This is a genomic window from Vulcanisaeta sp. (genome assembly GCF_049966235.1).
GTDB lineage: Archaea > Thermoproteota > Thermoprotei > Thermoproteales > Thermocladiaceae > Vulcanisaeta > Vulcanisaeta moutnovskia.
On the sequence record NZ_JBMFVA010000003.1, the window covers coordinates 120,199 to 145,922 of the forward strand.

23 protein-coding genes are annotated in these 25,724 nt (G+C 41.1%); 10 read left to right on the plus strand and 13 right to left on the minus strand.

Features of this window, described 5'->3' with window-relative positions; genetic code table 11:
* Positions 1 to 15 precede the first annotated feature (15 nt).
* The gene (locus ACP5L5_RS03665; RefSeq protein ID WP_428761690.1) at positions 16 to 2,832 is read right to left on the minus strand and encodes an MMPL family transporter; all 2,817 of its coding nucleotides are present in this window, start codon (positions 2,830 to 2,832) and stop codon (positions 16 to 18) included.
* A 40-nt stretch (positions 2,833 to 2,872) separates the two neighbouring features.
* Between ACP5L5_RS03665 and ACP5L5_RS03670 the strand changes: the two genes are divergently transcribed.
* The 4 genes from ACP5L5_RS03670 to ACP5L5_RS03685 all read left to right on the plus strand — a co-directional run bounded on the left by ACP5L5_RS03670 (position 2,873) and on the right by ACP5L5_RS03685 (position 6,692).
* Positions 2,873 to 3,742: an ABC transporter ATP-binding protein gene (locus ACP5L5_RS03670; RefSeq protein WP_428761692.1), complete on the plus strand. Its 870-nt coding sequence runs from the start codon at positions 2,873 to 2,875 to the stop codon at positions 3,740 to 3,742.
* Between the two features lie 34 nt (positions 3,743 to 3,776).
* Positions 3,777 to 5,549 (plus strand): hypothetical protein, encoded by a 1,773-nt coding sequence (locus tag ACP5L5_RS03675; protein WP_428761694.1) that lies wholly within the window; start codon positions 3,777 to 3,779, stop codon positions 5,547 to 5,549.
* 72 nt (positions 5,550 to 5,621) lie between these two features.
* On the plus strand, positions 5,622 to 6,227 hold the full coding sequence (gene folE, locus ACP5L5_RS03680; RefSeq protein ID WP_428761696.1) for a GTP cyclohydrolase I: 606 nt from the start codon (positions 5,622 to 5,624) through the stop codon (positions 6,225 to 6,227).
* Positions 6,228 to 6,251: 24 nt separating this feature from the next.
* Positions 6,252 to 6,692: an RNA-binding domain-containing protein gene (locus ACP5L5_RS03685; RefSeq protein WP_013604662.1), complete on the plus strand. Its 441-nt coding sequence runs from the start codon at positions 6,252 to 6,254 to the stop codon at positions 6,690 to 6,692.
* On the opposite strand, the gene ilvD is transcribed toward ACP5L5_RS03685, so the two are convergent.
* Positions 6,689 to 8,374 carry a dihydroxy-acid dehydratase gene (gene ilvD, locus ACP5L5_RS03690; protein ID WP_428761698.1) on the minus strand — a complete coding sequence of 562 codons (1,686 nt, stop codon included), beginning with the start codon at positions 8,372 to 8,374 and terminating at the stop codon, positions 6,689 to 6,691. The two genes, ACP5L5_RS03685 and ilvD, sit on opposite strands and share 4 nt — an antisense overlap.
* 101 nt (positions 8,375 to 8,475) lie before the next feature.
* Here ilvD and ACP5L5_RS03695 point away from each other — a divergent pair, with 101 nt between their 5' ends.
* Positions 8,476 to 8,940: a YbhB/YbcL family Raf kinase inhibitor-like protein gene (locus tag ACP5L5_RS03695; RefSeq protein WP_428761700.1), complete on the plus strand. Its 465-nt coding sequence runs from the start codon at positions 8,476 to 8,478 to the stop codon at positions 8,938 to 8,940.
* 31 nt (positions 8,941 to 8,971) lie between these two features.
* On the opposite strand, the gene ACP5L5_RS03700 is transcribed toward ACP5L5_RS03695, so the two are convergent.
* The 4 genes from ACP5L5_RS03700 to ACP5L5_RS03715 form a co-directional block, all read right to left on the minus strand.
* A complete protein-coding gene (locus ACP5L5_RS03700; RefSeq protein WP_428761702.1) occupies positions 8,972 to 9,841 on the minus strand; it encodes an ABC transporter permease in 870 nt (289 codons plus the stop codon).
* Positions 9,841 to 10,842: an ATP-binding cassette domain-containing protein gene (locus ACP5L5_RS03705; protein ID WP_428761765.1), complete on the minus strand. Its 1,002-nt coding sequence runs from the start codon at positions 10,840 to 10,842 to the stop codon at positions 9,841 to 9,843. Before ACP5L5_RS03705 ends, ACP5L5_RS03700 begins: the two co-directional genes overlap by 1 nt.
* Positions 10,843 to 10,906: 64 nt before the next feature.
* Positions 10,907 to 11,605 carry a YkgJ family cysteine cluster protein gene (locus tag ACP5L5_RS03710; protein ID WP_428761704.1) on the minus strand — a complete coding sequence of 233 codons (699 nt, stop codon included), beginning with the start codon at positions 11,603 to 11,605 and terminating at the stop codon, positions 10,907 to 10,909.
* A 38-nt stretch (positions 11,606 to 11,643) separates the two neighbouring features.
* A complete protein-coding gene (locus ACP5L5_RS03715) occupies positions 11,644 to 12,414 on the minus strand; it encodes an HAD family hydrolase (protein ID WP_048056925.1) in 771 nt (256 codons plus the stop codon).
* Between the two features lie 98 nt (positions 12,415 to 12,512).
* Here ACP5L5_RS03715 and ACP5L5_RS03720 point away from each other — a divergent pair, with 98 nt between their 5' ends.
* Positions 12,513 to 13,220, plus strand: coding sequence for a GTP cyclohydrolase IIa (locus ACP5L5_RS03720; RefSeq protein WP_428761706.1), 708 nt, complete (start codon positions 12,513 to 12,515; stop codon positions 13,218 to 13,220).
* On the opposite strand, the gene ACP5L5_RS03725 is transcribed toward ACP5L5_RS03720, so the two are convergent.
* Complete coding sequence (locus ACP5L5_RS03725; protein WP_428761708.1) at positions 13,217 to 14,083, minus strand: helix-turn-helix transcriptional regulator; 867 nt, start codon at positions 14,081 to 14,083, stop codon at positions 13,217 to 13,219. The two genes, ACP5L5_RS03720 and ACP5L5_RS03725, sit on opposite strands and share 4 nt — an antisense overlap.
* Before the next feature lie 146 nt (positions 14,084 to 14,229).
* Positions 14,230 to 15,414: a hypothetical protein gene (locus tag ACP5L5_RS03730; protein ID WP_428761710.1), complete on the minus strand. Its 1,185-nt coding sequence runs from the start codon at positions 15,412 to 15,414 to the stop codon at positions 14,230 to 14,232.
* A gap of 128 nt (positions 15,415 to 15,542) precedes the next feature.
* Here ACP5L5_RS03730 and ACP5L5_RS03735 point away from each other — a divergent pair, with 128 nt between their 5' ends.
* Complete coding sequence (locus ACP5L5_RS03735) at positions 15,543 to 16,241, plus strand: HAD family hydrolase (protein ID WP_428761712.1); 699 nt, start codon at positions 15,543 to 15,545, stop codon at positions 16,239 to 16,241.
* On the opposite strand, the gene ACP5L5_RS03740 is transcribed toward ACP5L5_RS03735, so the two are convergent.
* Positions 16,222 to 16,692 carry a vitamin K epoxide reductase family protein gene (locus ACP5L5_RS03740; RefSeq protein ID WP_048056923.1) on the minus strand — a complete coding sequence of 157 codons (471 nt, stop codon included), beginning with the start codon at positions 16,690 to 16,692 and terminating at the stop codon, positions 16,222 to 16,224. The genes ACP5L5_RS03735 and ACP5L5_RS03740 overlap by 20 nt on opposite strands.
* A 117-nt stretch (positions 16,693 to 16,809) precedes the next feature.
* Here ACP5L5_RS03740 and ACP5L5_RS03745 point away from each other — a divergent pair, with 117 nt between their 5' ends.
* Positions 16,810 to 18,795 carry a molybdopterin biosynthesis protein gene (locus tag ACP5L5_RS03745; protein ID WP_428761714.1) on the plus strand — a complete coding sequence of 662 codons (1,986 nt, stop codon included), beginning with the start codon at positions 16,810 to 16,812 and terminating at the stop codon, positions 18,793 to 18,795.
* 30 nt (positions 18,796 to 18,825) lie between these two features.
* Here the strand turns inward: ACP5L5_RS03745 and ACP5L5_RS03750 are convergent, their stop codons facing one another.
* Together ACP5L5_RS03750 and ACP5L5_RS03755 are read right to left on the minus strand one after the other, a co-directional pair.
* On the minus strand, positions 18,826 to 20,319 hold the full coding sequence (locus ACP5L5_RS03750) for a class I adenylate-forming enzyme family protein (RefSeq protein WP_428761716.1): 1,494 nt from the start codon (positions 20,317 to 20,319) through the stop codon (positions 18,826 to 18,828).
* A 5-nt stretch (positions 20,320 to 20,324) separates the two neighbouring features.
* The gene (locus ACP5L5_RS03755; RefSeq protein ID WP_428761718.1) at positions 20,325 to 22,217 is read right to left on the minus strand and encodes an AMP-binding protein; all 1,893 of its coding nucleotides are present in this window, start codon (positions 22,215 to 22,217) and stop codon (positions 20,325 to 20,327) included.
* Positions 22,218 to 22,547: 330 nt separating this feature from the next.
* Between ACP5L5_RS03755 and ACP5L5_RS03760 the strand changes: the two genes are divergently transcribed.
* Positions 22,548 to 23,930 (plus strand): glutamate synthase-related protein, encoded by a 1,383-nt coding sequence (locus ACP5L5_RS03760; protein ID WP_428761720.1) that lies wholly within the window; start codon positions 22,548 to 22,550, stop codon positions 23,928 to 23,930.
* A 38-nt stretch (positions 23,931 to 23,968) separates the two neighbouring features.
* The gene (locus ACP5L5_RS03765) at positions 23,969 to 24,844 is read left to right on the plus strand and encodes a geranylgeranylglycerol-phosphate geranylgeranyltransferase (protein ID WP_428761722.1); all 876 of its coding nucleotides are present in this window, start codon (positions 23,969 to 23,971) and stop codon (positions 24,842 to 24,844) included.
* On the opposite strand, the gene ACP5L5_RS03770 is transcribed toward ACP5L5_RS03765, so the two are convergent.
* Positions 24,841 to 25,140 (minus strand): V-type ATP synthase subunit F, encoded by a 300-nt coding sequence (locus ACP5L5_RS03770; protein ID WP_048056922.1) that lies wholly within the window; start codon positions 25,138 to 25,140, stop codon positions 24,841 to 24,843. The genes ACP5L5_RS03765 and ACP5L5_RS03770 overlap by 4 nt on opposite strands.
* A 42-nt stretch (positions 25,141 to 25,182) precedes the next feature.
* Positions 25,183 to 25,722 (minus strand): CDP-2,3-bis-(O-geranylgeranyl)-sn-glycerol synthase, encoded by a 540-nt coding sequence (locus ACP5L5_RS03775; protein ID WP_013604644.1) that lies wholly within the window; start codon positions 25,720 to 25,722, stop codon positions 25,183 to 25,185.
* Between the last annotated feature and the right edge of the window lie 2 nt (positions 25,723 to 25,724).

Below are 25,724 nucleotides of genomic sequence, written 5' to 3' on the forward strand. Positions count from 1 at the left end.
GCGCGGAATACATTATTAAAGGGGTATTGTTGATTGATTCTTACGAATAAATGGCCACCAGTTCCACCTACCAAGTAGCACGATTATTGCCGGCACAAGCAATGGTCTAACTACGAATGAGTCTATTATGACTGATGAAGCCACGGCTAACGCGACTTGCTTAAGTATGTAGATGCTTGATAACGCCAGTGATGCGAAGGCCATGGCCAGTACTAGGGCTGCTCCCGTAACCACAGGCCCTGTGAACTCCACAGCCCTAACGATAGCGTCCTTATCGTTATATCCATTAATGACCTCCTCCCTAAACCTGCTGATTATGAATAAGTCGTAATCCGTACCAACACTTAACAATAATGATATTAATATCACAGGTAATAACCAATAGGTCTTTATCCCCATTAAGCCCTGGAATACGAATATTGTCAATGCAAGTGACCAGGTTATGCTCATTAACACGGTTGCGACGAGTCTCAATGGTATCATCACCGACCTCATGTAAATCGTAAGTATTACTACGTTAATTATAATCATTATATAGAGTATGAAGCCGTAGTATTCACGTTCAAAGCCAAGCACGAAGTAATACTTATATGATGGTGAGCCTCCAACAAGTACCTTAACACCATACTCCCTAGATACCTCATTGGCTATGCTCTTAAGGCTTATGTAGATTGGTATTAACTTATCTGATAATGATTGTTGATTTACCGTAGCAGTTATTATGTATAGGTTTGAGCCATTATATGAGAGAGCTGCATTAATTACATAGCTCTGATTCCTAGTCTCATTAAGCAATGCTAATGCCGCCGTCTTGTTCCCATAAACCACTAGATACGCTGTTGAGTAATCATAATTCCTAAAATAATTAATTAGAATGCTAAGTCCGGTCTTAGCAGGTGTGTTTGGCATTACTTGTACTGGGTCTGTGGTTATGTTAATGTTGAGTAAGAGGTACGTGAGTGCCAGGATCGTTACAACCAAGAATATTGACAATATTGTCTTTGGTTTGTTAACAGCCAGCTTGGCCATTCTTGAGAGGAAGGCGGTCCTTAACTCAATTGACTTAGCCCTTAATCCCATAGGCCATAGTACACTATCGCCGAGTAATCTCATGATCTCGGGTAGTATTATTGCGGTTGCCATTATCGTGAGTGCCACGGCAATTATGAAGCCAATACCAATGTCCTGTATATAACCATACCTCGATATTGCGAAACTACCGAGTCCAAGTCCAACCACGGATGCGCTTGTTAATACTGTCGGTCTAACACGGGATAAAACAATGCTCAATGCCCTATCCTTACTATACCCCTTAATCCTCTCCTCTAGATACCTACTGAGCATTAGCATGCTGTAGTCAACGCCTATTCCGAAGATTATTGGGGCAATCATGTAAACAGTGAGGTAATAAAGCTTGAATTGTATTGCCCAATTATGGAGGAGTCCAAGGGATGCTAGGTATGTTAATCCAAGTATTGTTAGTGAAATTACTGGCCCTATTAATGTTCCTAGCATTGTTGTCATAGTTGCGAATACGAGGATTGCCGTTGACTTATCAATTATATTCACATCATTAGTAACCATCTTCTCAAGTTCATAGAGAATAACACCAGTACTGACTGGGTATATCCAATTCTTATGTGTTAATAGGTCGTAAACCTCATCCTCATAATTACCTGGCAATATTATGAAGACCACGGTATACGTACCATTCAGGAACCTTTGCGTCAAGTTATTGGGTAGATTAAGTATACTTGGTGGTGGGTATTCCTGCATTAGGGCGTTCATGATGCTATACCTCAATTCATTAATTATTGAGTAAACAATCGATGTATTATTGTTACACGCTAATTGATAAATGTATGGCATGAGTATTGGTGAAGTATCATTGAGGTATTCCTGAATTAATAGAAACCTTAGGAGATTTAAGTTAGTACTAGGTCCTATTAATATGGCAATCTTGAGTGTTGATTCATTAATACCATCATTAATTAATTGATTATAGACGTAACCAGTCACGTTATTTATGTTAATTCCCGGATATTCCTCCTGAATAATACGTTCATAATTCGTCAGTAGAATGCCAGTTATGTTTCTCGTGATTAACACGTATGGTGATGGATCATCACCAATTACACTAATTAATTGACTGAGGGTTTCATTGGCTAGCTCATTGATGTACTTGTCATAATATCCATACTTAAGTTCGTACTCCCTAGTCGTTAATTCAAACAAGGTATTTAGTGATGTATTTGGATAATTCCTCAAGTAATAATTTTCAATTTCATAATAAAGTAATTGGGCATAATTTATTGTGGCGTTGAGTTTACCCCCCATTTCATTACCTATGCCATAAACCGTTGAATAATACTCCCTATTCAAGTGTATTATTAATGAGCACTTATTATTTAATGACCAATAAAGTTCCCATATATCTTTAGTTTCATTACTAATTATTTCATTAGTAGCATTACTTATAGTTTCATTATATATCATATAAACATCATTATATGCAGTTAACAGGCTAGTTACTGATATGTTGGGTGCATCAACTTCCCTAATAATCCTACTAACGTAATTCAACCTATTCCTTATACTTACTGTTCCATTACTACTCAATTTAACTACGACCACAAGTGTTGTTTCGTTAGACACACCTACGTACTTATTGACTAGATTGCTTACAATTACTGGTTCTATATTACTCGGCATTAATTGTGTCTCGTCATATGTTAATACATTGAACACATTTATCGAATAATACGTTAAATAGATCATTACCATTAGCCAAGCCATGATTACTGCGATTGATAGTGCCTTTCTCGATATCATTCGCAATAAGGATTTTAACTAGTATTAAATACCATTTTCCGTGAGAAGCAATGAGGAGGTCATTAAGCTAATTAACATTAGTAAGAGGTATTACCTAAGCAGTAGTGTTTATGTTGATGCATTAATCGATATAAACCTAGTCATTAGGAGTGGGGAGATAGCAATTGTAATGGGGCCCAGTGGCTCTGGTAAGACGACGCTTATGAATATAATGAGTACGCTCGATAAACCAACCAGTGGTAGAGTTATCATTGATGGTGTTGATGTTACGGATGCTGATGAGAATTACCTATCGAAGTTTAGACTTGAGAAACTTGGCTTTGTATTTCAGCAGTACAACCTGGTTTCACAATTAACAGCGCTTGAAAATGTTATGTTGCCAATGTTGTTGACGGGTAGGTATACGAAGGATGAAGCCAGGGAGAAGGCTAGGTTACTTCTTGATCTTGTGGGTGTTGGTGAGTTCATCAATAATAAACCAAATCAACTAAGTGGTGGCCAGCAGCAGAGGGTTGCCATTGCAAGGGCCTTGGCTAATGCCCCATCCTTCATAATAATGGATGAGCCAACGGGTTCCATAGACCTGGCCAGTTCATACTTAATCCTAGACCTAATTAGATTATTGAATAGGGCCGTGGGTGTTACCTTCGTGATTGCGACACATAATATGGAGGTTGCATCAATTGGTAATAGGATTATTTACCTCAGGGGTGGTAGGATAATGCAGGAAAGCGACCTTGAAAGGATAAAGGAGGAGTTCAGTAAATTAAGGATTGATCAATTAGCGGTGATTAAGTCGTATTTGAGGGTACTCGAAATTGATGAGAGGAGACTAAGGAGACTAGGTCAGGATATTAGTGATATAGAAAGGAAGAGGAGTTTAATTGATAGTCTCATGAAAACGATATAAAAGTTTAATTAAGTAATATGGGTGGTGCATATTGATGGGAATTAGGTACATGTTAATATTAATGATATTAATAGTAGCATTAATGAGTACCATAACCCACGCCAGCGAATCATTAAATGCATACTTCACTATTAACTACGTCACTTACCTAAACCCCTATAATCAAGCTACGAATTACTATATCGAATACTCATTAATGCTTTATAATAATGGGCCATACGTAATACCACTCAATGTTTCCATGACAATACTACCATACTCAAGCATATTATACGTATCACCATCAGCAACAGTAATTGGTACTAATACGGTTGACTGGGTAATCACACTTCAACCATATTCGCAGGAAACCCTTGAGGTAAGGTTTAAACCCATTTATACAATGCTCCCAATAGCGTCGATGAATTATGCAGTTCTCGTTAATGATTCCTACGTGAATTCCACAGTAATTAATGGTGGCGTTGGTACTGAGGTAAGCGTCTCCATAAACACCACAAATTCATTGCCATTCCCTGTAATGACCACGATATCCCTAACCAAGCAGTCGGGGCTTTTTTATGAATATAACATCACACCAACAATAACACAAAATATACTTGGTTATGAGGTTAATTATTGGTTATTCAATACTGAAAACTCGTCATCATTGTCATTAAACATGGTTGTTGAGGATATGGGTCCATGGCATAGCGTTAGGATAAATCCAATAACTGTCCAGGTAAGTATTGACTTAAATGAATCAGTGAACTCATTGAATGAGGCCATTAATAGCCTAAATAATACACTTGGTCAATTAAGATCATTATCGAACTCTGTAATTAACGCATCTGGAATGGCTAATAACTACACGGCGCAATTCCTCCAATTAATAGATTTACTTAATCAGACGGCTCAGGTACTCGGTGCATCAGCATACTTGATAAATTCGACGCTCATCGTTGAGAGCCTACTTCAGGCTCAATTAATTGAGCTTAAGGTAGCACTTTCCGCGGGAGGTCAGGTATTGAATACTGAGGCTAACGTAATATCCCAATTAAGGGCTTCGCTTAGTCCTCTTGTTAGTAATCAACAATCATACATGAATTCACTGAATTCATTAAAGCAGGAATTACTACAAATAGAGAGTTCCACAAACAATAGTACGCTTACTAATGAAATAAATAATGCAATAACGACAATAAACCAACTCGAGAATGCATTAACAACTCTTTCTCAGGTATATAATAACCTTGGTACTATTCAAGGTGAGCTCTCAGCAACGCAGAATCAGGTTAATCAGGCTACGGAGGGGCTTAATTATGCGATATCTGCGGCTAATGAGAGTGAATTATTAATAATTAATATATCAAGGAGTCTTTACCTGTTGCACAATGAATTGCTTAATTTAACGAACCAGCTACTAATTACGTATATAAACATATCATCATATCAAACAAGGGCTTTATCATACATCACCAAAGTGAGTGGGTATGAGGGTGAGGTTGAGAGCATGATCATGAGAGACGAGGTTAAGAAGGCAGTACTTACTGCCTTAGCTAGGCAATACCTCAATTATCTGTACATCAATAATAGTAATGTTAATGTCGACGTGACTGTGGAGGAGACTTTTATCATAAACATGCCGTCAATCATAAATACACAATACCTGGCGCAACTCATAAATATGACCACGGTCCCAAGTAATGAGTCAACAAGTTCTAAGGTTGTTGGTGTTATATTGAGTAATTACTATGATTATTACTTATCGGTAATCGGCATTATAGCATCAATAATATTAATAGTAATATTAATGAAAAGACTTCGTTAATAATACGCTCAGCAATTATTTTTAATAGGCATGGGTGCTTTATTTAAATAGGGGTATTATCCACCTGGTCTTGTGAATGATCGTTACAATGATACAATGTTAGAAATTGAAGAATACATAAGAAAGATAATAGAATTTTTAGGTGATGACCCAGATAGACCTGGATTAAAAGAAACACCTAGGAGATTTTTGAGCGCACTTCTTGAGTTAACTCATGGCTTGAGGGAATCACCACCCGAGGTTAAGTTTTTCCCTATGGAAGGCAGTAAGTATGTTGGGCGTATCTCTGTTAATGATATTGAGTTCATATCACTATGTGAGCATCACTTGTTGCCTGTCATGGGCACCGTCACTGTAGTTTACGAACCATTCAATAGTGAGGTTCCCGGTCTAAGTAAGGTGGCTAGGTACGTTAAGTGGCTTGCTGCGAGGCCAATGCTTCAGGAGAGGTTTACAAGTAAGTTGGCTAATGAACTCAAGGAGCTACTGCATGCGAGGTATGTTTATGTTAAGGTTTGTGCCCTTCACATGTGTGCTATGGTTAGGGGTGTTAAGGACGAGGACTTGTACATGGTTACGGAAGCTTGGTCTGGCGGTATAGGTGATGATGAGTTGAAGGAGTTAAGGGAGACAACTCATTGTAAGGTGCCTAAGATAGTTCTGGTTAAGGAATATTAAGGGGTATTACTAATTAACTTGGTAATGAATCCCGTGGAGCATATTGAGATTAGTACCCATGTACATGCCACAGAGAGCGAGCTTAAGGTCGTAAAGGCCCTACTTAACTTATTACCACCGCAGTATAGGGATAATGTGAATATAATGAGGAGCGGTGGGCAGGGGCACTTCGGCAATAATATAGGCACTGTGAAAACGCAATTTAAGGGTGAAGATGCACTGCAGATTGTTAAGTATATGTTTTCAATTATTGATCAGTTGGATAGGGAAATAATTCTGGTTACCATTAATAGCAGGTTCAGTGATGGTAAACTATACCTCAGGTTTAATAAGCAGCTGGTGTATAATGGCGTGGCTAGACTCGATGATGGTGACGACGTTATTAAAGTAATAATAAGGTTCAACCACTGGGTTCTCAAGAACGAGGGTATTGAAAACGTAATTAAACAATTAATGACTCACTAGGGTTTTGGTAAAGTCACTGCGCCTATTGATGCCGATGTAACTAACGATGCATATTTAGCCAGTAACCCCCTCGTATACCTAGGCGGTGGTGGCTGCCAATTCTTTAATCTTCTCCTAATCTCCTCCTCGGATACAAGTAGGTCTAAACGCCCATTCTCTACATCAATTAGTATTTTATCTCCATCCTCAACAATCGCTATTGGGCCTCCAACGGCCGCCTCAGGAGCCACATGACCAACCATGAATCCTCGAGTAGCGCCACTAAACCTACCGTCAGTGATCAATGCGACGTCCTTACCTAGCCCAGCACCGACAATGGCTGCCGTGACCCTAAGCATTTCCGGCATACCAGGACTACCCTTAGGACCTTCGTACCTAATGACAACTACGTCACCCGGCTTAATCTCACCCCTCCTAATTGCTTGGAATGCCTCCTCTTCACTATTAAATGGCCTTGCTTTACCCTCAAATTTCATTAATTCAGTCGCTGCAACCTTAATGACGGCACCCTCAGGTGCCAATGAACCCCTAAGTATTCTAATTCCGCCCCAGGGCTTTATTGGATTGTTGGCATCCCTAACAATGTGGTCATGCGGTACATTGGGGAATTTATAATCCCTTAAATTCTCCTCCATTGTCTTACCAGTTATTGTTAGTACCTTACCATTGAGCAAACCAGCCTTCAGTAACTTGAGCATGATTAACGGGACTCCGCCAACCGCATCTAAGTCAGCCATTACATAATCACCCCCTGGTCTCAGACTAGCTATGTATGGTGTTCTCCTGGATATTCTATCGAAATCATCAAGGGTTAACTTAATCCCAGCCTCATATGCAATGGCCAATAAATGGAGTATTGCGTTTGTTGATCCACCCATTGCCATTAGTACGGTTATTGCGTTCTCAAATGACTCATAAGTCATTACATCCCTAGGTTTAATGCCGAGTTCTATCGCTTTCATAAGCGCTGCACCGCTTTCTATGGCATACATTACTCTTCGAGCAGATGTCGCTGGTGGTGATGCGTTACCGAGTAGTGCCATACCCAATGTCTCAGCGAGTGTTGCCATGGTGTTTGCGGTAAACATGCCAGCGCAGGTTCCGTAAGTTGGGTGAGCCCTCTTTTCTATTTCATAAAGTTCATCCTCAGCGATCTTTCCCGACAAATAGGCACCAACGGCTTCATGCACATCCTCAATCGTGAGCTTGCGATCACCATAGAAACCAGGTTCTGCAGTTCCACCATATAGGTAAACTGCAGGTATGTTTAGCCTAGCCATTGCCATTAAAATACCAGGGGTTGTCTTATCACAGCCGCCAATACCGACGAACCCATCAAATGCATGGGCATTAACCTGAGCCTCTATAGTATCAGCAATGACTTCCCTACTCACTAGGCTATATCTCATGCCCTCAGTGCCCATACCAATGTTATCATTAACAACAATTGTGGGTACAGTGAGTGGTGAACCACCACCCCTACGTACACCCTCCTTAGTATGCATAGCTAATTGAAGTGTATGTATATTGCACGGACCAGCCTCACTCCATGCAGCAACAACTGCGATCAATGGTTTACCAATATCATCATCAGTAAAACCAACAGCCCTCAAGAAGGCCCTATGCGGAGCATTTAAGGCTCCGCCGTATCTTTCCTGACTACGGAGGTTTATTTTAACCATTAATACTGCTTATTTTAATCCTACTAATTAATTTGCTATTTAACATGTTATATATGAAATTAACGTAATACTTAATAAGTTTGAAGCAGTAGTGACTTAGTATGTCGTTCACATTAATGAGTACAGCCTTTAAGTACGGTGAACGAATACCCAAGAAATATACCTGTGATGATGTTGATATAAGCCCACCATTGCAATGGTCAAATATACCAGCTGGTACGAAATCCCTCGTCCTAATAATGGAGGATCCAGACGCACCGATAGGAGTATTCACGCATTGGGTATTATATAACATTACTCCTGATAAAACAGAACTCCCTGAGAATGTTCCGAAGACACTCGTGGTTGAGGGCATAGGCATGCAAGGCGTAAATGACTTTGGTAGGGTTGGTTATGGTGGACCATGCCCACCGAGAGGTCATAAACCTCATAGATACTTCTTCAGATTGTACGCGTTGAATACCGTGCCTAACATAAAGCAGAGGGCGTCTAAGGATGAAGTGCTGAGGATCATAAAGAATAATATAATTGGTACTGCAGAATACATGGGCACCTACTCAAGATAACACTTTGTATTTACTTTTGTTCTATTTAAAATCACGCCTCAGATAAGTACCTCCACGAAAGTATTATGCCTATTATCGAGAATATTGCTGCAAAGATCACTAGATACGTATAATCAAGTAGTAAGCTATGTCCAGTTACACCAAGTAGTAGTTGCCTATTGATATCGTTGACATACGTGAGTGGATTCACGTAGGCTATTGGCTTAAGCCACCAGGGCATTGACTTAACTGGGTAGAAGGAATTGCTTGCGAACATTAGTGGCATGTTTAGTAGGTTCATGATGGCCATTTGTGATTCCCAGGAGGTTGACCTTAGGGCTAGCATCACGAATAGGGATGCAAAGCCCATGGACATTAATGTCAATGCCGCATACGCACCCACTATATCCAGTGGGTTAAGGCTTGGGTTTAACTTCATACCTAGTAATACTGCTATTATTAGGACTATTGTTGCTTGAGTTAGGGATCTAATCACGGAATTAAGTACCTTAGCCATTACAATATTACCCCTAGGCACTGGCGTTGTTAATAACTTACCTAAAACACCAAGTCTCCTATCCCACACTATGCTCATACCGCTTTGCAATGATGTGAATAGCGTTATGAAGGAGAGCATGCCTACGGCAAGGAATGAGAAGTAGTCCGTAGTTCCAAAATTCGCCTTAAGAATCTCGGAACCTATCTCATCAATTACCTGCTTAGGTATGTTTAATCCAGGTATGTTTAGTCCGCTTGTGAACATCGTTGCGAAGTTCATGGACTTACCAAAGAATGCAAGCCAAACAATTGGTTGTATCAATGAAATTATTAATATCACTGGCGCCTTATACCACTTAGATAGTTCCCTGTTTGTTAATGCCCAAAGACCGTGCAGGGGATGCAGTCTCACTGCCATGTTCATCACCTTCTCGCCCTAGTCACCGTTCTCCTAAACCTCATGAACTCCTCTGTACTGCCTTCCTCCTCTCTAAGTCTCCTACCTGTGAATTCAAGAAATACCTCATCCATTGTTGGTTCCTTAATGGTTATGCTCGTAGCCCTTATACTAAGTTTATTAAGTGTCTCGAGTATGGCTGGGGCTGCCGTATTTCCATTCTTAACCTTAAAGGTTATCGTGTTGCCATTCACAGTAACCCCATTAACACCATCAATACCCTCAATAACCTTTCTGGCGAGACCAATATCTCCATTAACCTCAATCGTCACAACATCACCACCAACCTTCTCCTTAAGCTCCTTAGGAGTGCCAATGGCGAGTATCTTGCCGTGGTCAATAATCGCAATCCTCTCAGCATACCTATCAGCCTCTTCCAAGTAATGCGTCGTCATGAATATAGTTACGCCATACTGCTTCCTAAGCCTATACACATAATCCCAAATCGCGGCTCTGGTCTGAGCATCAAGGCCAAGGGTCGGCTCATCAAGGAACAATATGGCAGGCCTATTAATAAGTCCCATGGCAATCTCCAATCTCCTCCTCATACCACCAGAATAGGTTTCCACCTTCCTATCAGCAGCATACGAAAGTTCCACCAAGTCAAGTAACTCGGCAGCTCTCTCCCTAGCCTTCTTCTTAGGTATGCCGTATAAGGCAGCAATAAGCATTAAATTTTCCCAGCCCGTCAAATCCTCATCTGCAGTATATTCCTGAGGCACGGTACCTATGCTTTCCCTGACCTTGGCTGGTTGTTTAACAATGTCATAGCCATTAACTATTGCCGTTCCCTCTGTTGGTCTCGTTACCGTGGTTAGCATCTTTATTGTTGTTGTTTTACCTGCGCCGTTCGGGCCGAGAAATCCGAAGATCTCTCCATAATATACCTCAAAGTTTATGTGATCAACGGCTGTGAAGTTTCCATAACGTTTTGTTAAGTTTATTGCTTTAATTGCTGCTTCCATGATGGTCATGTAAGCCGCTCTATACCTTAAATATAAATCTTTCTCTAAATCGATATCGGATAATCGATTACGTATCAATCCTCCTCATTACCTGGGATATATTTGGTACAAAATTATCTAGTGTAATGTGGGGTATGAATTGCCTAATGTATTCGAAGGCATTGACTATCGGCCAATTTGTATTATTGCCTTCATTTCCCCTTAATTCCACATACCCAGTTCTCCACAATGCCGTTAATGTCTCCGCATAAGTCTTTCTAACCTTAATTGCTTCCTTGGCAGCCGCCACTTCCCTAGGCATTACCTTAACGGCAATCTTAATATTACCTATCATCATCTCTAAATCCTCCTGCGTATAATTATTCTTAATGACCGGGCATAATGTGGATACTACGAACTCTACGGTGAAGTCTACGAGCTTTAGCTCTGGGTCAATTACGTACCTAATTACTCTGGGTAGGTATGGAAAGGATCTACAGGTTAACGGCTTATAGAGGGAGTGCACCTTACATGTTTTATCGCTTGGTTCTAGGAATGGGCATATTCCCTTATCATTTAGTTGCATTAGGTATGATAATGCGATCCTAACACCATTCTTAATATCCGCTATTACATAGCCAGGCCTGAATGTTAAGTCATTTACGTTAAGCTCCTCGGCTAATTTACTTAGTATTATCATTTCATGTGGAAATACCGTCACTGGCGATATTGCGCAGCAATAGCCGCAGTTTGGCATGCACTTAAAATGCGTTACCACGGTTCTCACCTCGGTTCACTAATTAAAATGTTTTCTTCATTCGAGTCTCACGAACAACCAGAGACTATGTGGGGTATTAGTAATACTTCTTTTAATCTCCTAACAGCATAGGCCCTACACCTAATGAGTTCCGTGGGACTACCACTACTAACCACAGAATCTGTCCTATCTATGTAAACGCCTATTACATCATCAAGTAATGCGCCAAGTAAGTCCTCCTTAAATCCATCACCGACATGTATAGCGACATCAGGCTCAACACCATGCGTGAGTAACGAGTACGCTCGTTCAAAAATGGCTGGATGAGGCTTGGCCCTACCAACCTCATCAGCATAAACCTGCACGTCAATGAACCTACTTAGGCCAAACTTATCAAGAAGTTTCCTAGTTACTGAACTACTCCAAAATATTACATTAGATATTACGCCTATCATGAATCCATCGCTCTTCATCTCCATTAATACATATTGAGCATCCTCATTGAGCTTTACATTACCTGATCCAAGTAATGTATTCGCTATTATATTGGCAACGTCAATTACCATCCTCTCATTAAGTTCAATATTGTACTTACGCATTAATCTCTCCAGGAATGTCCTCACGTTATCCATCGGCGGTACGTACACCATCTCCACAACTCTCCTAAGCCTAATTTCCCTATCAAGGCCCATGTATATTTCGTAAACGTGATCGAAATGAGCCTCAATATCTAATGACTTAAGGTACTTGGTGATATTCATGGCTATCTCCTCTATTAATTCCTTACCGTAGTTTATCAGCGTGTTGTAGGCATCGAATGTAATAACCCTTAAGCTCATTAATTTGTTATTCAATCACATTATTTTAAGTATTCCTACTCATTTGAAGGGTTATGTTTTTAAACTAAAGGTTTAAGCTCGGTCTCGGTGTTAAACCTTTGGTTCAGGTAACAATAATTAGATTAATTGGGTATAGGGAATGGACTGAGAGTCTCGGGCCAGATAGGGAGCACATTATTCAACGCGTACAGGCCCAATTACATAGGGAGTTGGTTGAAGCATTCTCCAAGCTTAACGCCTGGGCTCATCCGCTCAGGTATGATTACTTGCTTGCAATAACTAATGGTTTGGGTAATGATGAATTAATAAGGATTATTAAAGGACTTGCTGATTATAGTCCAGTGCCGTTATCAAGCGGTACATATGCTGATGTTAATCCTAGAGTTGCCGAGAAGGAGGCATTTAGGCTTGCCATAAAGGCAGGCCCTGGTGTATCATTAATGGGAGACTTTGATGATGGTCCTGTTGCTATTGCCCACATTGATCTTATTGACTCAACATCCAGTACTGAGTGGACATCCAGTTATCAATTATATGAGCATGTATGGGGCGTAGTTAACCAGGTGAGACTTCACCTGGCGCAATATGGTGGTATCACGCTTTACCTAGGTGGTGATAACATAGTATCAATAATACAACCAACAATTAATGAGGATGACCTCAAGCCGTTAGCCAACCTAGTAAATTCAAGGATAGGTATTGGCATTGCAAGTAGTGGTAGGGCTGCGATGAAATTAGCGACTGAAGCCCTTGACATGCTTAGGTCTAGAAATAATCATGGAGTACTAATGCTTAGAGAGGATTAATCAAGCTTAGGCTTCTTAATGAGCCTAATCTTATTAACCCTACCCTCCTTAATAATCTGTACATAACCTGCACTCTCAAGTCTTCTGATTGCTCTCCAAAGTGTTGCCTTAGGCATGTTCAGCTTCCTCTGGAGATCAGCTTGATAAGCCTCACCGCCCATGTCAATTAAGGCCTTAACAACATCCTTATCCGTTGGGTTCAAGCCCTCAACAATTACTGGATTTATCTCAGGACCTCTATGCCTAATTACAAACAAGTAGGTAAGCAATACTGCCGTAACTATGATTACTGCAGTAATGATGTAATAGAGCACTGAGCCTATACCAAGTGATGAAGTAGTAGTCTTAGTGGTACTTGGTGTTGTTGTATTGGTCGTGGTTGTTATGGTACTGCTTCTATTCGCACTGGTTGTTGTCGTGGTTGTCGGTAATTCAGGTATGAAGCCTATTGAGTAATTACCTGGTGCTAGTTGAAGTAGTATTCCATTATTCATCTTTGTGAAGTTTGTTATTAAGCCTATGGGTAGTTGTGTTAATAATATGTTGTTGCTTACGAATAGATTAATGGTGTATGGTGATGAAACATTGATGGCAAGGTAACCACTGGGTAATGATATTATGTAAGGTACGTACTTAATTATAAACGAACCATTACCAAAGACTGGTATTACTAGGTGATTTCCTATGAGTATTGCTGGTATTGTTGATCCGCTTGAATTCTGAACTATTATGGGTCCCATTGGCCTTACGGGTAATGTTACATTTAGTAGGGCTGTGCTTTGCATGGTAGTTACATTTATGCTAATTAATGATCCATTGCTCAGCAGGTACATGAATACAGTGGTTAATGCTATTAATAGCATTAATCATAAAGTAATGCCTATGACTTAAAAACTTTATTAATTCACTTAATAATAAGAAGAGAAATAGAATGAAAAACCCTAAAGAACAAGGACGAAATTAATGAAATAATTTTAACGGAAAACGAACCTATAGTATTAACGACCTATTAGCCACCGCCTTTACCCCGTCCTCCCTGCCCATGCTGTCCCTGTTGCCCACCATTTCCTTGACCGTGCTGCCCCTTACCATGTCCCTGCCCATGTAACTGCCAACCCTTTGCCTCCTGACCAAATTGTTGCGTTACATTGAGCCAGTTATTGAATCCCTTACCATGCTTAAGCAACTGCAGTAGTTGTTGCTGGGCTGTCTCATTACCCTGTATTAATGGGTACATCATCTTAAGCTCCTTGAAAAGCTCATGCAGCTCCTTAACGCTTGTTATATTAAGTCCAGTAACGTTCGTTAGCATACCCAATTCATGATCTAGCATGGCCAATTGACTTAGAGTGCCATTTAGTGTTATTGATTTCCCTATTATCTGCATCACGTAATGCTCAAGTTCATGGTCAATCCTGTTTGCAAAGCCTATCTTCTGCTCCTCATAGTACTGACTACTAATATTACTTAATAACGACTTATACTCACTGAGTAATGCCATTGCCTCTGAGTAGTTACCACTGACCATTGCCTCCTTCAACTGGCTCATTAGGCTATAGATTTGGCTTGCCTGTGTGCTATTCAGTAGTCCCTGTTGCTCAAGTCTCGCCAGTGTCTCATTAAGTAGCATTAGCCTATAAGTCAGTGTTCTATTCAGTATCTCGGCATGTTTCTCAAGCACGTAAACATGAACCAAGTAATGCCTAAGGTGTACTAGGAATTGAAGCGCAAGTAAGCACTCACCCTTACTAATATAATAATTAGTAATATTTTGCAGAGTTGCTGGCGTTAGGTTGAAACCAGTTATATTGAACGCAGTCATGTTAAACTTGGTTATGTTGAATCCTGTGAATGTGCCGTTTATGGTAGTCTCATTAAGGCCCGTGGCATTAACTATGATGAATGAAGTTGTATTAAAACCGCTCATGTTTGCGCCAACCCTCATCAACCACATATCATCAATGTATAGGTTAGCCTGTACTGCAGTGAGTAGGCCGGGTGGGCATGTGGTTACGTTTGTCATAGTCACATTACTTACGGATGTTGCATTAACACTAACTGTCGAGTTCGTGGCATTAGTTGATTGTGAGGCTAATAGTGGGTTTGCTGCCATGACCACGGTTAGTACTAGTACTAGTGCTAGCGCCGTGACCAGCATTATTACTCCTATATCTGTTATTTTTCTGTTTCTCATAATCATCACCCAATCCATAGATTAATCATTTAATAAGGAATCTCCCTGAAAAATCACGTACAATTACAATGAAACAAAGTGAAACCCAAAGTATTATCCTTAAATAGTGGATTAGTTAGCCGTACAATGTGCTCATTCTCATTGACCTGGACGGTACACTATTACCCCTCGAGGCGTGGGATCCTGTATTTCAAGACGTAAGTATGTTAATAGCAAGCAAGGTTAATGTTGATTGGAGGGTCATTCATAATACGGCAAAGGATCTCAACAAAGAGTTACTGCGGGAATTTACAGTTAGGGCCTTTGATTGGGACTACATATTTACTGAGGTTGCTCGTAGATTTGGTGTTCCGATGAGTATTGATGTAAATACCGTGTTAGTAAAGTATGTGCGTGATTTCAAACCGTTTAACGGTGCCTTGGAACTCCTTAGTTTAATCAGGGAATTAGGGCATAGGATTGTCATCGCCACCAATGGGTTGTATAAGTATCAATCAGTGGTTATTGAGGAATTGGGATTTTCGAAGTTTATTGATGGGATTAGGACACCTGACATGATAGGTTGCCCTAAGAATTGTCGCGAGTTCTTCAGTGATGCCCAGGTAATGATTGGTGACAATCCATTATTTGATGTTTACTATCCATTAATGTTTGGATTAACGACTATATTTATTGGTGATTGGCATAAGAGACTGAGGTATGTAATGGATATTTGGGGTATTGATCTATCCAGTATTAAGCCCACGTACTCCTTTAAGGACGTACAGGAAGTACTTATGGCAATTCCAAAAATACTCAATAGTAATCCTAATGATTCCTCGCTTTAATGAAGTAAGTGGTTATTATTGTGAAGTCTATTATTATCATTACGTGCATTACCGTGCAATAAATGCACAGGGCATGGAGTAGGTACGTCTCTACGAATATTAGGTATGGAACTATGGCAATTCCAAGAAATCTCCAATAAAATAGTGCATTAATGGATAATGTGGCTATGCTGCCTTGTCCTAGGTCATAGGTTACGACTAGGATTATGTTTATGATAAACCAAATCGCAGCGAGTAAATCAAGTGGTACACCATTTATGTCTGAATACTTACTTGAGAGTACTCTCTCACAATCAATGGTTATTCCAGGAAATGGGGATTTAAATGATGTACAGAGTGGTGGTAATTTACGTAGGTAGTAGTAGGTGTATATGACGATGAATGATGCGAACAAGCCTATTAATGAAAAGGTTAGCATTAGTATCAACCACGTTCTAGTTAATCTACCCATCATAGGCAATGAATCGTACTGCTCTTAAATACCAATTAATTAGGGCAATTAATGCATAGTTTACTAAATTTAATGGACTAATAAGTTATTAAAGCTAAGTACTGCATCGGCATTACAATGTCTGAGGCAGGTAAGAGGGTAATATTTCATGAATTACTCACACCTGAGGAGGCATTAAGCAAGGTATTTAGTGCAGTTAAGGTTGAGCCGTTGGGAACGGAAGTTATTAGGATTGAGGAGAGTTATGGGAGAGTTTTGGCGAGGGATGTATATTCACGGATTGATGTGCCACCATTTGATAGGGCAACAATGGATGGTTTCGCTGTCAGGGCTGAGGATACGTTTGGGGCTGATGAGTTAAATCCAGTTAGGTTAAGGGTTATTGGTAATGTGGAGACTGGGGTTGAGGAGTTGCCGCAGATTAATCACGGTGAGGCCGTTGAAATAGCCACAGGAGCGCCCATGCCGCCTGGCGCCAATGCTGTGGTTATGGTTGAATACACTAGGCGGGATGGCAATGAGTTAATGATATACCGCTCAGTAACGCCTGGTGAGAACGTAATGTCAGCAGGCTCTGACGTGATGATGGGTGAGTTAATACTTAGGAGGTGCACGGTGATTAGGGAGAGGGAGGTTGGCTTACTTGCGGCTGTGGGTATTGATAATGTTGAGGTGATTAAGAGGCCTAGGGTTTCAATAATTTCCACGGGTAATGAATTAGTTAGTCCAGGTAAGGAGTTAGGTCGTGGTAAGATATACGACATAAACACATACACAATAGCGCATGCCGTTAGGTCAATGGGTGCTGAGCCAATAATCATGGGCATCGTTAGGGACAACATTAATGAGATGAGGAGTATGTTAAGCAATGCCTTAGGCACTAGTGACTTAGTGCTTCTTTCAGGTGGTACCTCCGCTGGGCTTGCTGACTTAACATACAAGGTACTTGATGAATTAGGTCCTCCAGGCATAGTAGTTCATGGACTTAAGGTTAAGCCTGGTAAGCCAACGGTTATTGCGGTATCGCGGAATAACAAATTAATTGTTGGTTTGCCTGGTTATCCAAGTTCCGCTCTAATGATATTTAATATAATTGTTAAGCCAATACTGGCTAAAATGCTTTGTATGGGGATTGATGAGGTAAGGGTTAGGGCAAGGCTGGCGATTAGGGCTGATGGTGCAAAGGGTAGGAGGGCACTATACCCAGTTAGCCTTGTTGATACGGGTCATGGTATTGTGGCCTACCCATTACCTGCTGAGTCGGGTGCCATAAGTACGCTGGCCTTTGCTGATGGTTATATAGCGATCCCCGAGACTGTGGAGTACCTGGATAGTGGTGATGAGGTTGAGGTGGCACTATTCACACACCAGTACATGCCGGCTAACCTATATATAATCGGTAGCCATGACCTTGGACTAGACGTATTAATACCGATGCTTCCAAGTTTCATTAGGGCTAGGGTAATCAATGTTGGTTCTATGGGTGGGTTATACGCTGTTAAGCGTGGTGAGGCTGATGTAGCTGGCTTACACCTGGTTGATGAGGAGACTGGTCAGTATAATGTACCGTACATGATTAAATATAGCGTTAATAATGCTGTGCTAATTAGGGGTTACTCCAGGGAGCAGGGACTCATAATACCCAGGGGTAATCCCAAGAATATTAGGAGTGTTGAGGATTTACTTAGGGATGATGTGAGGATTGTTAATAGGAATAAGGGTGCAGGCACTAGGTTTCTACTTGATATGAAATTGAAGGAGATAGCCTCAAAAATGGGCATTAAATTTGAGGATTTAGTGAAGAGGATCAATGGTTATTATTACGAGGTTAAGACACACACGGCAGTTGCAGCGGCGGTGGCTCAGGGTAAGGCTGATGTTGGTGTTGGTATTAGGGCCGCGGCCGCAATGTACAGCCTTGACTTCATACCACTTGGTTGGGAGAGTTATGACTTTGCAATATCAATTGATAGGCTTGAGAAGGATAGTGTTAAGGCATTCCTAAGCATGTTGAGAAGTAATGAGTTTAAGGAGGCCCTTGAGAGATTACCTGGCTATAGGGTTCCCAATGATATTGGTGAGATTATTTGGAAAAGTCAATGATTTTAATTTTAATATTCAACACAGATAGAACTATTTAGTGGGTAGTTTATCTACGAAGTACACCTTCCTAAGCTTCTTGTAAAATGCAACCCTAGAATTTACAAAGTCAATAAGGTCCTTATCAGATATCTTATCCCTATACTCATCATGAAGAACCACATATGCAACAGGTAACTGGCCAATGCTTGGTTCATCAGCCTGCTCACCAGTTACATAAACCTCCTTAACAGCTGGGTGTTTCATTAGCATTATTTCCAAGTCTCGTGGAAATATTGGGTAGCCCTTGTACTTAATCATTCTTTTCTTAACGCCTCTGAAATACAGTAATCCCTTGTCATCCATCATCATTAAATCACCAGTTAGTAACCAACCATTGTAGAAAGCTTTCCTAGTGTCCTCAGGATCTGAGTAGCCCTTCATAATCCAGGGCGCCTTGGCAGCTAATTCACCAACCTCACCCATGCCTAATTCCCTGGATGGATCGTTGGGGTCTACTATTTTCAATTCAGCACCAGGTATTGCGGAACCAACGGTATTAGTCACGTCCTTATACTTGGTTGGTTGTACGGTAAGTACGTATGCCTCAGTCAAGCCATAGAATTGAATAAGCGGTACACCGAACTTCTGGTAAAAACCTAGTTGTGTTGATGGCGATAATGGTGCAGCCGCTGAAAGTGTTAGTCTTAATGATGATAACATGCCTGGACCCAGGTCCTTATTATTAAGGATTTGATCAAACATTAGGGGTACTCCTGCGAATACGGTTACGCCATACCTATGTATTAACTCAGGCGTATCCTTAGCATCAAAACGCTTGGCAATAACAATCCTAGCGCCTCTAACGAAGGCTGACATGAACTCCGTAAGTCCAAGTATATGGGATAATTGAGCCACCACTAGGACAGAGTCACTTCGACCAAGCCCTATTGCCTCACCGAATGCGTATGGACCCGAATACAAGCTGAAGTATGTATGCCAAACCTGCATGGTCCTTCCAGCAATACCAGCATAGTAGTAAATTAAGCCAACATCATCCTCCTTAACCTCTACGGGTTTGAAACCAGTCAATGAACCAGCGCTTAGTAAATCCTGAAAACTTAGTATGCTTTCCTTAGCTGTGTCAACACTGATGACTTTATACTTCGATAAGACGGTTGATTCTCTCTCGATGACTGACTTATCGGTAATAACAACCTTAGGTACAGAATCGCTTAATTGATAATCGAGATCCTCAGATATTGTTAATGGGTCTATCATAACCGTTGCAGCGCCAAGCATCCATGCTGCAAATAATGAGATAACGGTCTCCACACTATTACTCATCATTATTACAACCCTATCCCCATAATTAACACTAAGCCTATTGAGAGAGTTCGCTAACTTAACTGATTTATTATAGAGTTCCTCGTACGTTAGTGATAAGCCATGTTCGTCAATTAATAATACATCGTTAGGACGATCCCTTAAATACCCAAGTAATGCATCAATAGGGTTTTGATGAGGATAATTCAATTCCGTCGACATAGGCATCACGGCTTTATGTAACCACGCTCCATTAAGGCAGCCTTTATATCATCTAATGTCCTAATATCATCCAGTGTTGATACATCGCCATACGGTTCATTCCTCGCCAATGCCCTCAATAACCTCCTCATTATCTTCCCGGACTTAGTCTTTGGTAATCTCCTTACTATTACTACATCATCCACCCTAGTCCCTGACGCCCTTGCGAACTCCTTAATATCATTAACCAAGGTCTCAGATGGTATCTCCCCAGACTTTAGTACGACAAAAGCCAGGACCTTTTCACCACCGCCAGGTGCTGGAACACCTACAACTGCCGCTTCGGCAACTGCCCTGTGCCTTGCGAGGATGCCCTCTATGTCCATTGTACCAAGTCTTTCACCAGCAATGCTTAGTATGTCATCTGCCCTGCCAAGTACGTATAGATAGCCGTCGTTGTCGTAAAATCCATAATCACCTGTATAGAAGTAACCAGAGAACCTGGACCAATACGTCTTTATTAATCTCTCATAATTGGGGTCATTCCACATCTTAGCCATTGCTGGGTTTGGAATGGCAATGACTATGTAACCCCTCTGTCCAGGTGGTAGTGGGTTACCATCATCATCAACCACAAGCCACTTACTACCTGGGAATTGAATACCCGTCGAACCAGGTTTAAACGGTATTTCACCAAGGCCATAGGGTGTTGCGGCTATTGGTATTAAGTGCTCAGTCATCCAATAGGCATCCGCAATTATTGTGCTCGGTAATTGCTGAATATACCACTCAGCAACACCTGGATTGAGAGTCTCGCCAGTGTTGAGTATTATCCTTAGGCTCGATAAATCTCCCTTAAGGGCCTCCTCACCAATACTCCTAATTGTGTAAAGTGTAGTTGTACTACTCCAAATCAGTGAGACGTAGTACTTCTCAATAATCCTAGCGAATAAATCCCTCTTATAGCCAATAAATCCCTCGAATAAAAGGCTCGTTAATCCCATCACGGGTGCGGTATATAAATTAGCCATAGGCCACACAGGCCAACCTAGTTCGCTTATTGTCCACCAAACATCTACATCTTGCGGATTAAATAACGCCCTAAATGTCCAATTAAGGCCTATTGGGTAACCACCATTACTTTGCCATAAGCCCTTAGGTCTTCCCGTCGTACCTGATGTATAGTATATCGTGGCTGGTTCATTCGCCTCCACCGGTGTGGGTTCAACATAGACCTTGCCCTTGGGAGCCGCATCCTCATACACAATATCCCTACCCTGCTTAATATTAAAGTCAGAAAAACCTCTGGAGACTACGAGTACCTTCTCCACAGGTGTCTGATACTTTTCGAGTGTCCTATCAATTAAGTCCTTCATCCTGACCTCCTCACCAGCCCTAAATCCCTTTGATGCAACCACGAAAATCTTTGACCCACAATCCTGAAGCCTATATGCAAGTGTCTCCTCGCTTAAACCTGCATAGTGAATCACGAGGGTAGCGCCAAGTCTATGTACGGCAAGACCGAAGTAAACAGCCTCCGGTATGCTCGGCATCATCATGGATACTGCATCCCCCCTCCTAACGCCAAGCTCCTTAAGTACATAGGCAGCCCTATTTACCTCCCTATAAAGATCCCAATAACTAATGACCTTACTATCGCCTCTCTCATTCTCATAGTAAAAAGCAACCCTATTGGCCCTAGCTGGTATATGCCTATCAACTGCATTATAACTAATATTTAGGTAACCACCCCTAAACCAATAAACATCGGGCGCCTTACCTTCAAGTATTGACTTCGGTCTCTCAAACCACGTTAAATAATCAACCTTATCAGCCCAGAACTTAGCTGGATTTTCAGCGGCCTCAATAGCAATTCGCCTAATCCTATCTAAGGAATAGAACTTTTGATTAACTGCCATGTATTAATGGTTGTATTTGAATTTTAAAGTATTACCTTATGAAATACATGGTTTTTTATCAATATTATCATTTATATAAGTAAATTGTTATTTCAATTAAGAAATCATAATATATAAGTAATATAAACCATTAATTACTCTGGTGATAATGATACGGATGTTCATACAGGTCTTTTGATTTTCATGACTTATTAACTTAAATATACAATGACTTAGTGTCATAATATCTAATTTATCCTAGAATAGTATTATTAATATTGCATTTATTTCCGTAATTTACTTGGTGATTCGACAAACAAGTATTTAAGTACCTAGATTCTCTCTGGTTTAATGATCATTGATTTAGCCAGAATCATTATTAGATTTAAGGCTTATTGGGCGTTAATTAAAGGCCTTAAGGAGTTTATTGAGGATTATCCATTTGATGAGATTGCGATTAAGGCTATTAAGGGCCGTGATGCGGTTTATCCATTCGGTGAAGTCGCTACTTATGGTTCTGCCATACTTGGTTCCGGGGTTTATGACAGAAGGGGATTTCCACGTATTAAGACTCTAGACAATTCAATAATACTGTTGCCACCGGCATTCACACCAAGGAGACTTGAGAAGATGACTGAGTTACTTCGGGAGCCAACCTTCATGGATGTGAACCTCGAGGATTCATTAGGCGGCTTTAAGGTTTCCATGCCCATAGTTGTTGGTTCGATGGGATCAACAACAGTAGCCAGTAGGTTCAGCCTTGATATTGCTAGGTCAGCTGCTAAGGCAGGTATTGTGATGGGTATTGGGGAGAATGTGGCCGCCGTAAGGGGTTACTCAAGAAGATATACAAGAGGTCACCCAAGTTTTAAGGAGAGGTTGATGGCATACTTAACGAATGTTGATAAGTATGGTGGGGTCATAATTCAGCAAAATGTTGAGGATGCATATGACGAACTCTGGAATAGAGTGTATAGTGATAAGGATGTTGAGCCCTACATTGAGGAGGGTTTGATTGGCTTTGAGATTAAGATGGGGCAGGGGGCAAAGCCTGGGCTTGGTGGTGTGATCAAGATTCCTAAGGAGGAGGCAATAAGACTCAAGGCTAAGTACCACTTTGAGATCGATCCTGAGAAGATTAGGGCTAAGTACATAACCAGGTACTCGGTGCCTGGAACGTACACGGAGGACATACTCAGGGGCATGATTAGGTTCATGAAGACGGCATACCCAAGGGCGAGGATTTGGATTAAGCTCGGTCCCTATAGGGATGTTGATAGGGCCATTAGCATAGCCCATGAAGAGGGTGCTCACGCCGTGGTTATTGATGGAAAGGAGGGTGGCACTGGTATGGCGCCCTCAGTGGCCATGAAGGACCTGGGCTACCCAACAATAGTGGCTCTTAAGAAGATACATGATGCCAGGAAGTTAGGAATAACTAATATATCCTTACTGCTCGCAGGTAGGCTCTATAATGGTTCACACGTGGTTAAGGCCATAGCCCTTGGTGCCAGCGGTGCCTACATGGCTAGGCCGTTCCTCATGGCGGCGATGGTTAAGGGCGAGAGAGGTGTTTTGAATTACATAGAGGCTGTTAAGGAGGAGATGCAGATGTTAATATCTGCGTTGGGTAAGTATGGCATTAAGGAGGTTAATACGGAGGACGTCGCAGCACTCGATAGGGATGTTGCAGAAATGCTTGGGATTTCCTATGTCTACTCATCCTCATTTTAATGGGTCTAGCTTAATAATGGGCCATTTTTAGTGTCCCTGTGAACCTGAGGGCGTTTGTTAAGCTTTCGAGGATCGAGCATGGAGTATTAACTAGCTTAATAGTTATTGCATCCTACGTAATAGCAGGTGGCAGGAACACTATCGCTATGGTGCTTCTTTTCCTATCATCATTACTTACTGAAATATTCCTCTTCGCTACAAACGATATTTATAATATCGAGGAGGACAGAATTAACAGGCCGGATGCACCTCTTGTGCGTGGTGAGGTATCCATTAAGGAGGCTTGGTTTTTATCATTATTATCATTAATCATAGCAATATTACTTAATGCGCTTGGTATAGTCATGAAGTACTTAATGACCTGGAGTATAGTAATACTACTCATGGCCATCATACTTGGTTTCTCCTACAATTATAGGCTGAAGAGGGTTATTATTGTAAATAATATTCTAGTGGCAACAACATCATCATTAACCTTCCTATATGGATTATACGCCATCTCCTCAATACCACCAACGCTAAACATCCCCTACCTATTATTTACCGTATCCTTCCTGGCCACAATAGGTAGAGAATTAGTTAAGGGTGCAATTGATGTTGCGGGTGATGTTAGAGCCAGTGTTAAGACTATAGCGAATGTTTACGGCATTAAATCAGCAGTAATACTTGCAGTGGTGTTTACGTTTATTGCGGTCTTTATATCTCCATTAATAGTGATTCAAGCCCTTCATGAATTCTATGGCTTAGTACTGTCCGTAGGCGTCCTAATGACGGATGTCATCCTCATATACATATGCATAATGCTACTGAGGAGTACTAATTACATGGGTAGGTTTAGGGTTTGGTCTCTTGGGGCTATGGCTATCACGATAATAGCATACCTAGTGTTCGCATTACTATTGTTTGTTCATTAGATTCCAAGAACACTTCGAAGAATTGCTAAATAATTCACCTCCTTAAGCTTCATTTCCCTAAGTGATGGTATCTCAATGAGCATTGGTTTCCTCATTTTCATTCTCATCTTATCGAAATCCTCCCTAACCCTATCCACTAGATCGCTTGTTATTAGTAATGCACCAACACTCTCCTCAAGACTTAACTCCTTAATTATTGATATTACATTCTCATTTTCATTAACAACCCTACCCTCAAACCCAAGTAACCTAAAGGTATAGACCGTATGCTCATCACCAAGCACTACTGCACGCACGTTCTCAGACACTATAATGAATTTATAAAGTTAATTACATAATCACCATGGCTCCCTCTTAAGCCTGAGTAAATAAGCTATGGTGTTCGTGGCCAGGTGTATTGGTGGTGTTATTATCACCGCGATGACCACGTAAATCACCCTTAGGACACTTGATTGAATGAACCACAGGGCTAGTAATGCCGCCAGTAGGAAGTCAAGTTGGTCAAGTAGCGGCGCTGATGCTCCACGGGGCAGCCCAAGTCTCCTCTTAATGAATGCCCCAAGTAAGTCGCCCAGTAACGCCGCAATGCACATTACAAATACGGCCAATGGATTTGGGAGCTCTGAGGCAATGTTCACAGCCCTGGTTACTATGATGTACGTTAACTCTCCAATTACGAAACCAGCCAATAGACCCGTAATGAAACCCTCATACGTCTTCCCATCACCAAAAAGCCTTTTCCCATCAATGAAATTCCTACCGAGATCTATGGGCGTCCTACGCCTAAACACCTTACTGGCCACGACAGGCGTTGCATTGGCGACATATGGAGGCCAAATAATCAGTAACGTAATTATGAAGTCCCAAAGTAAGCTCACAC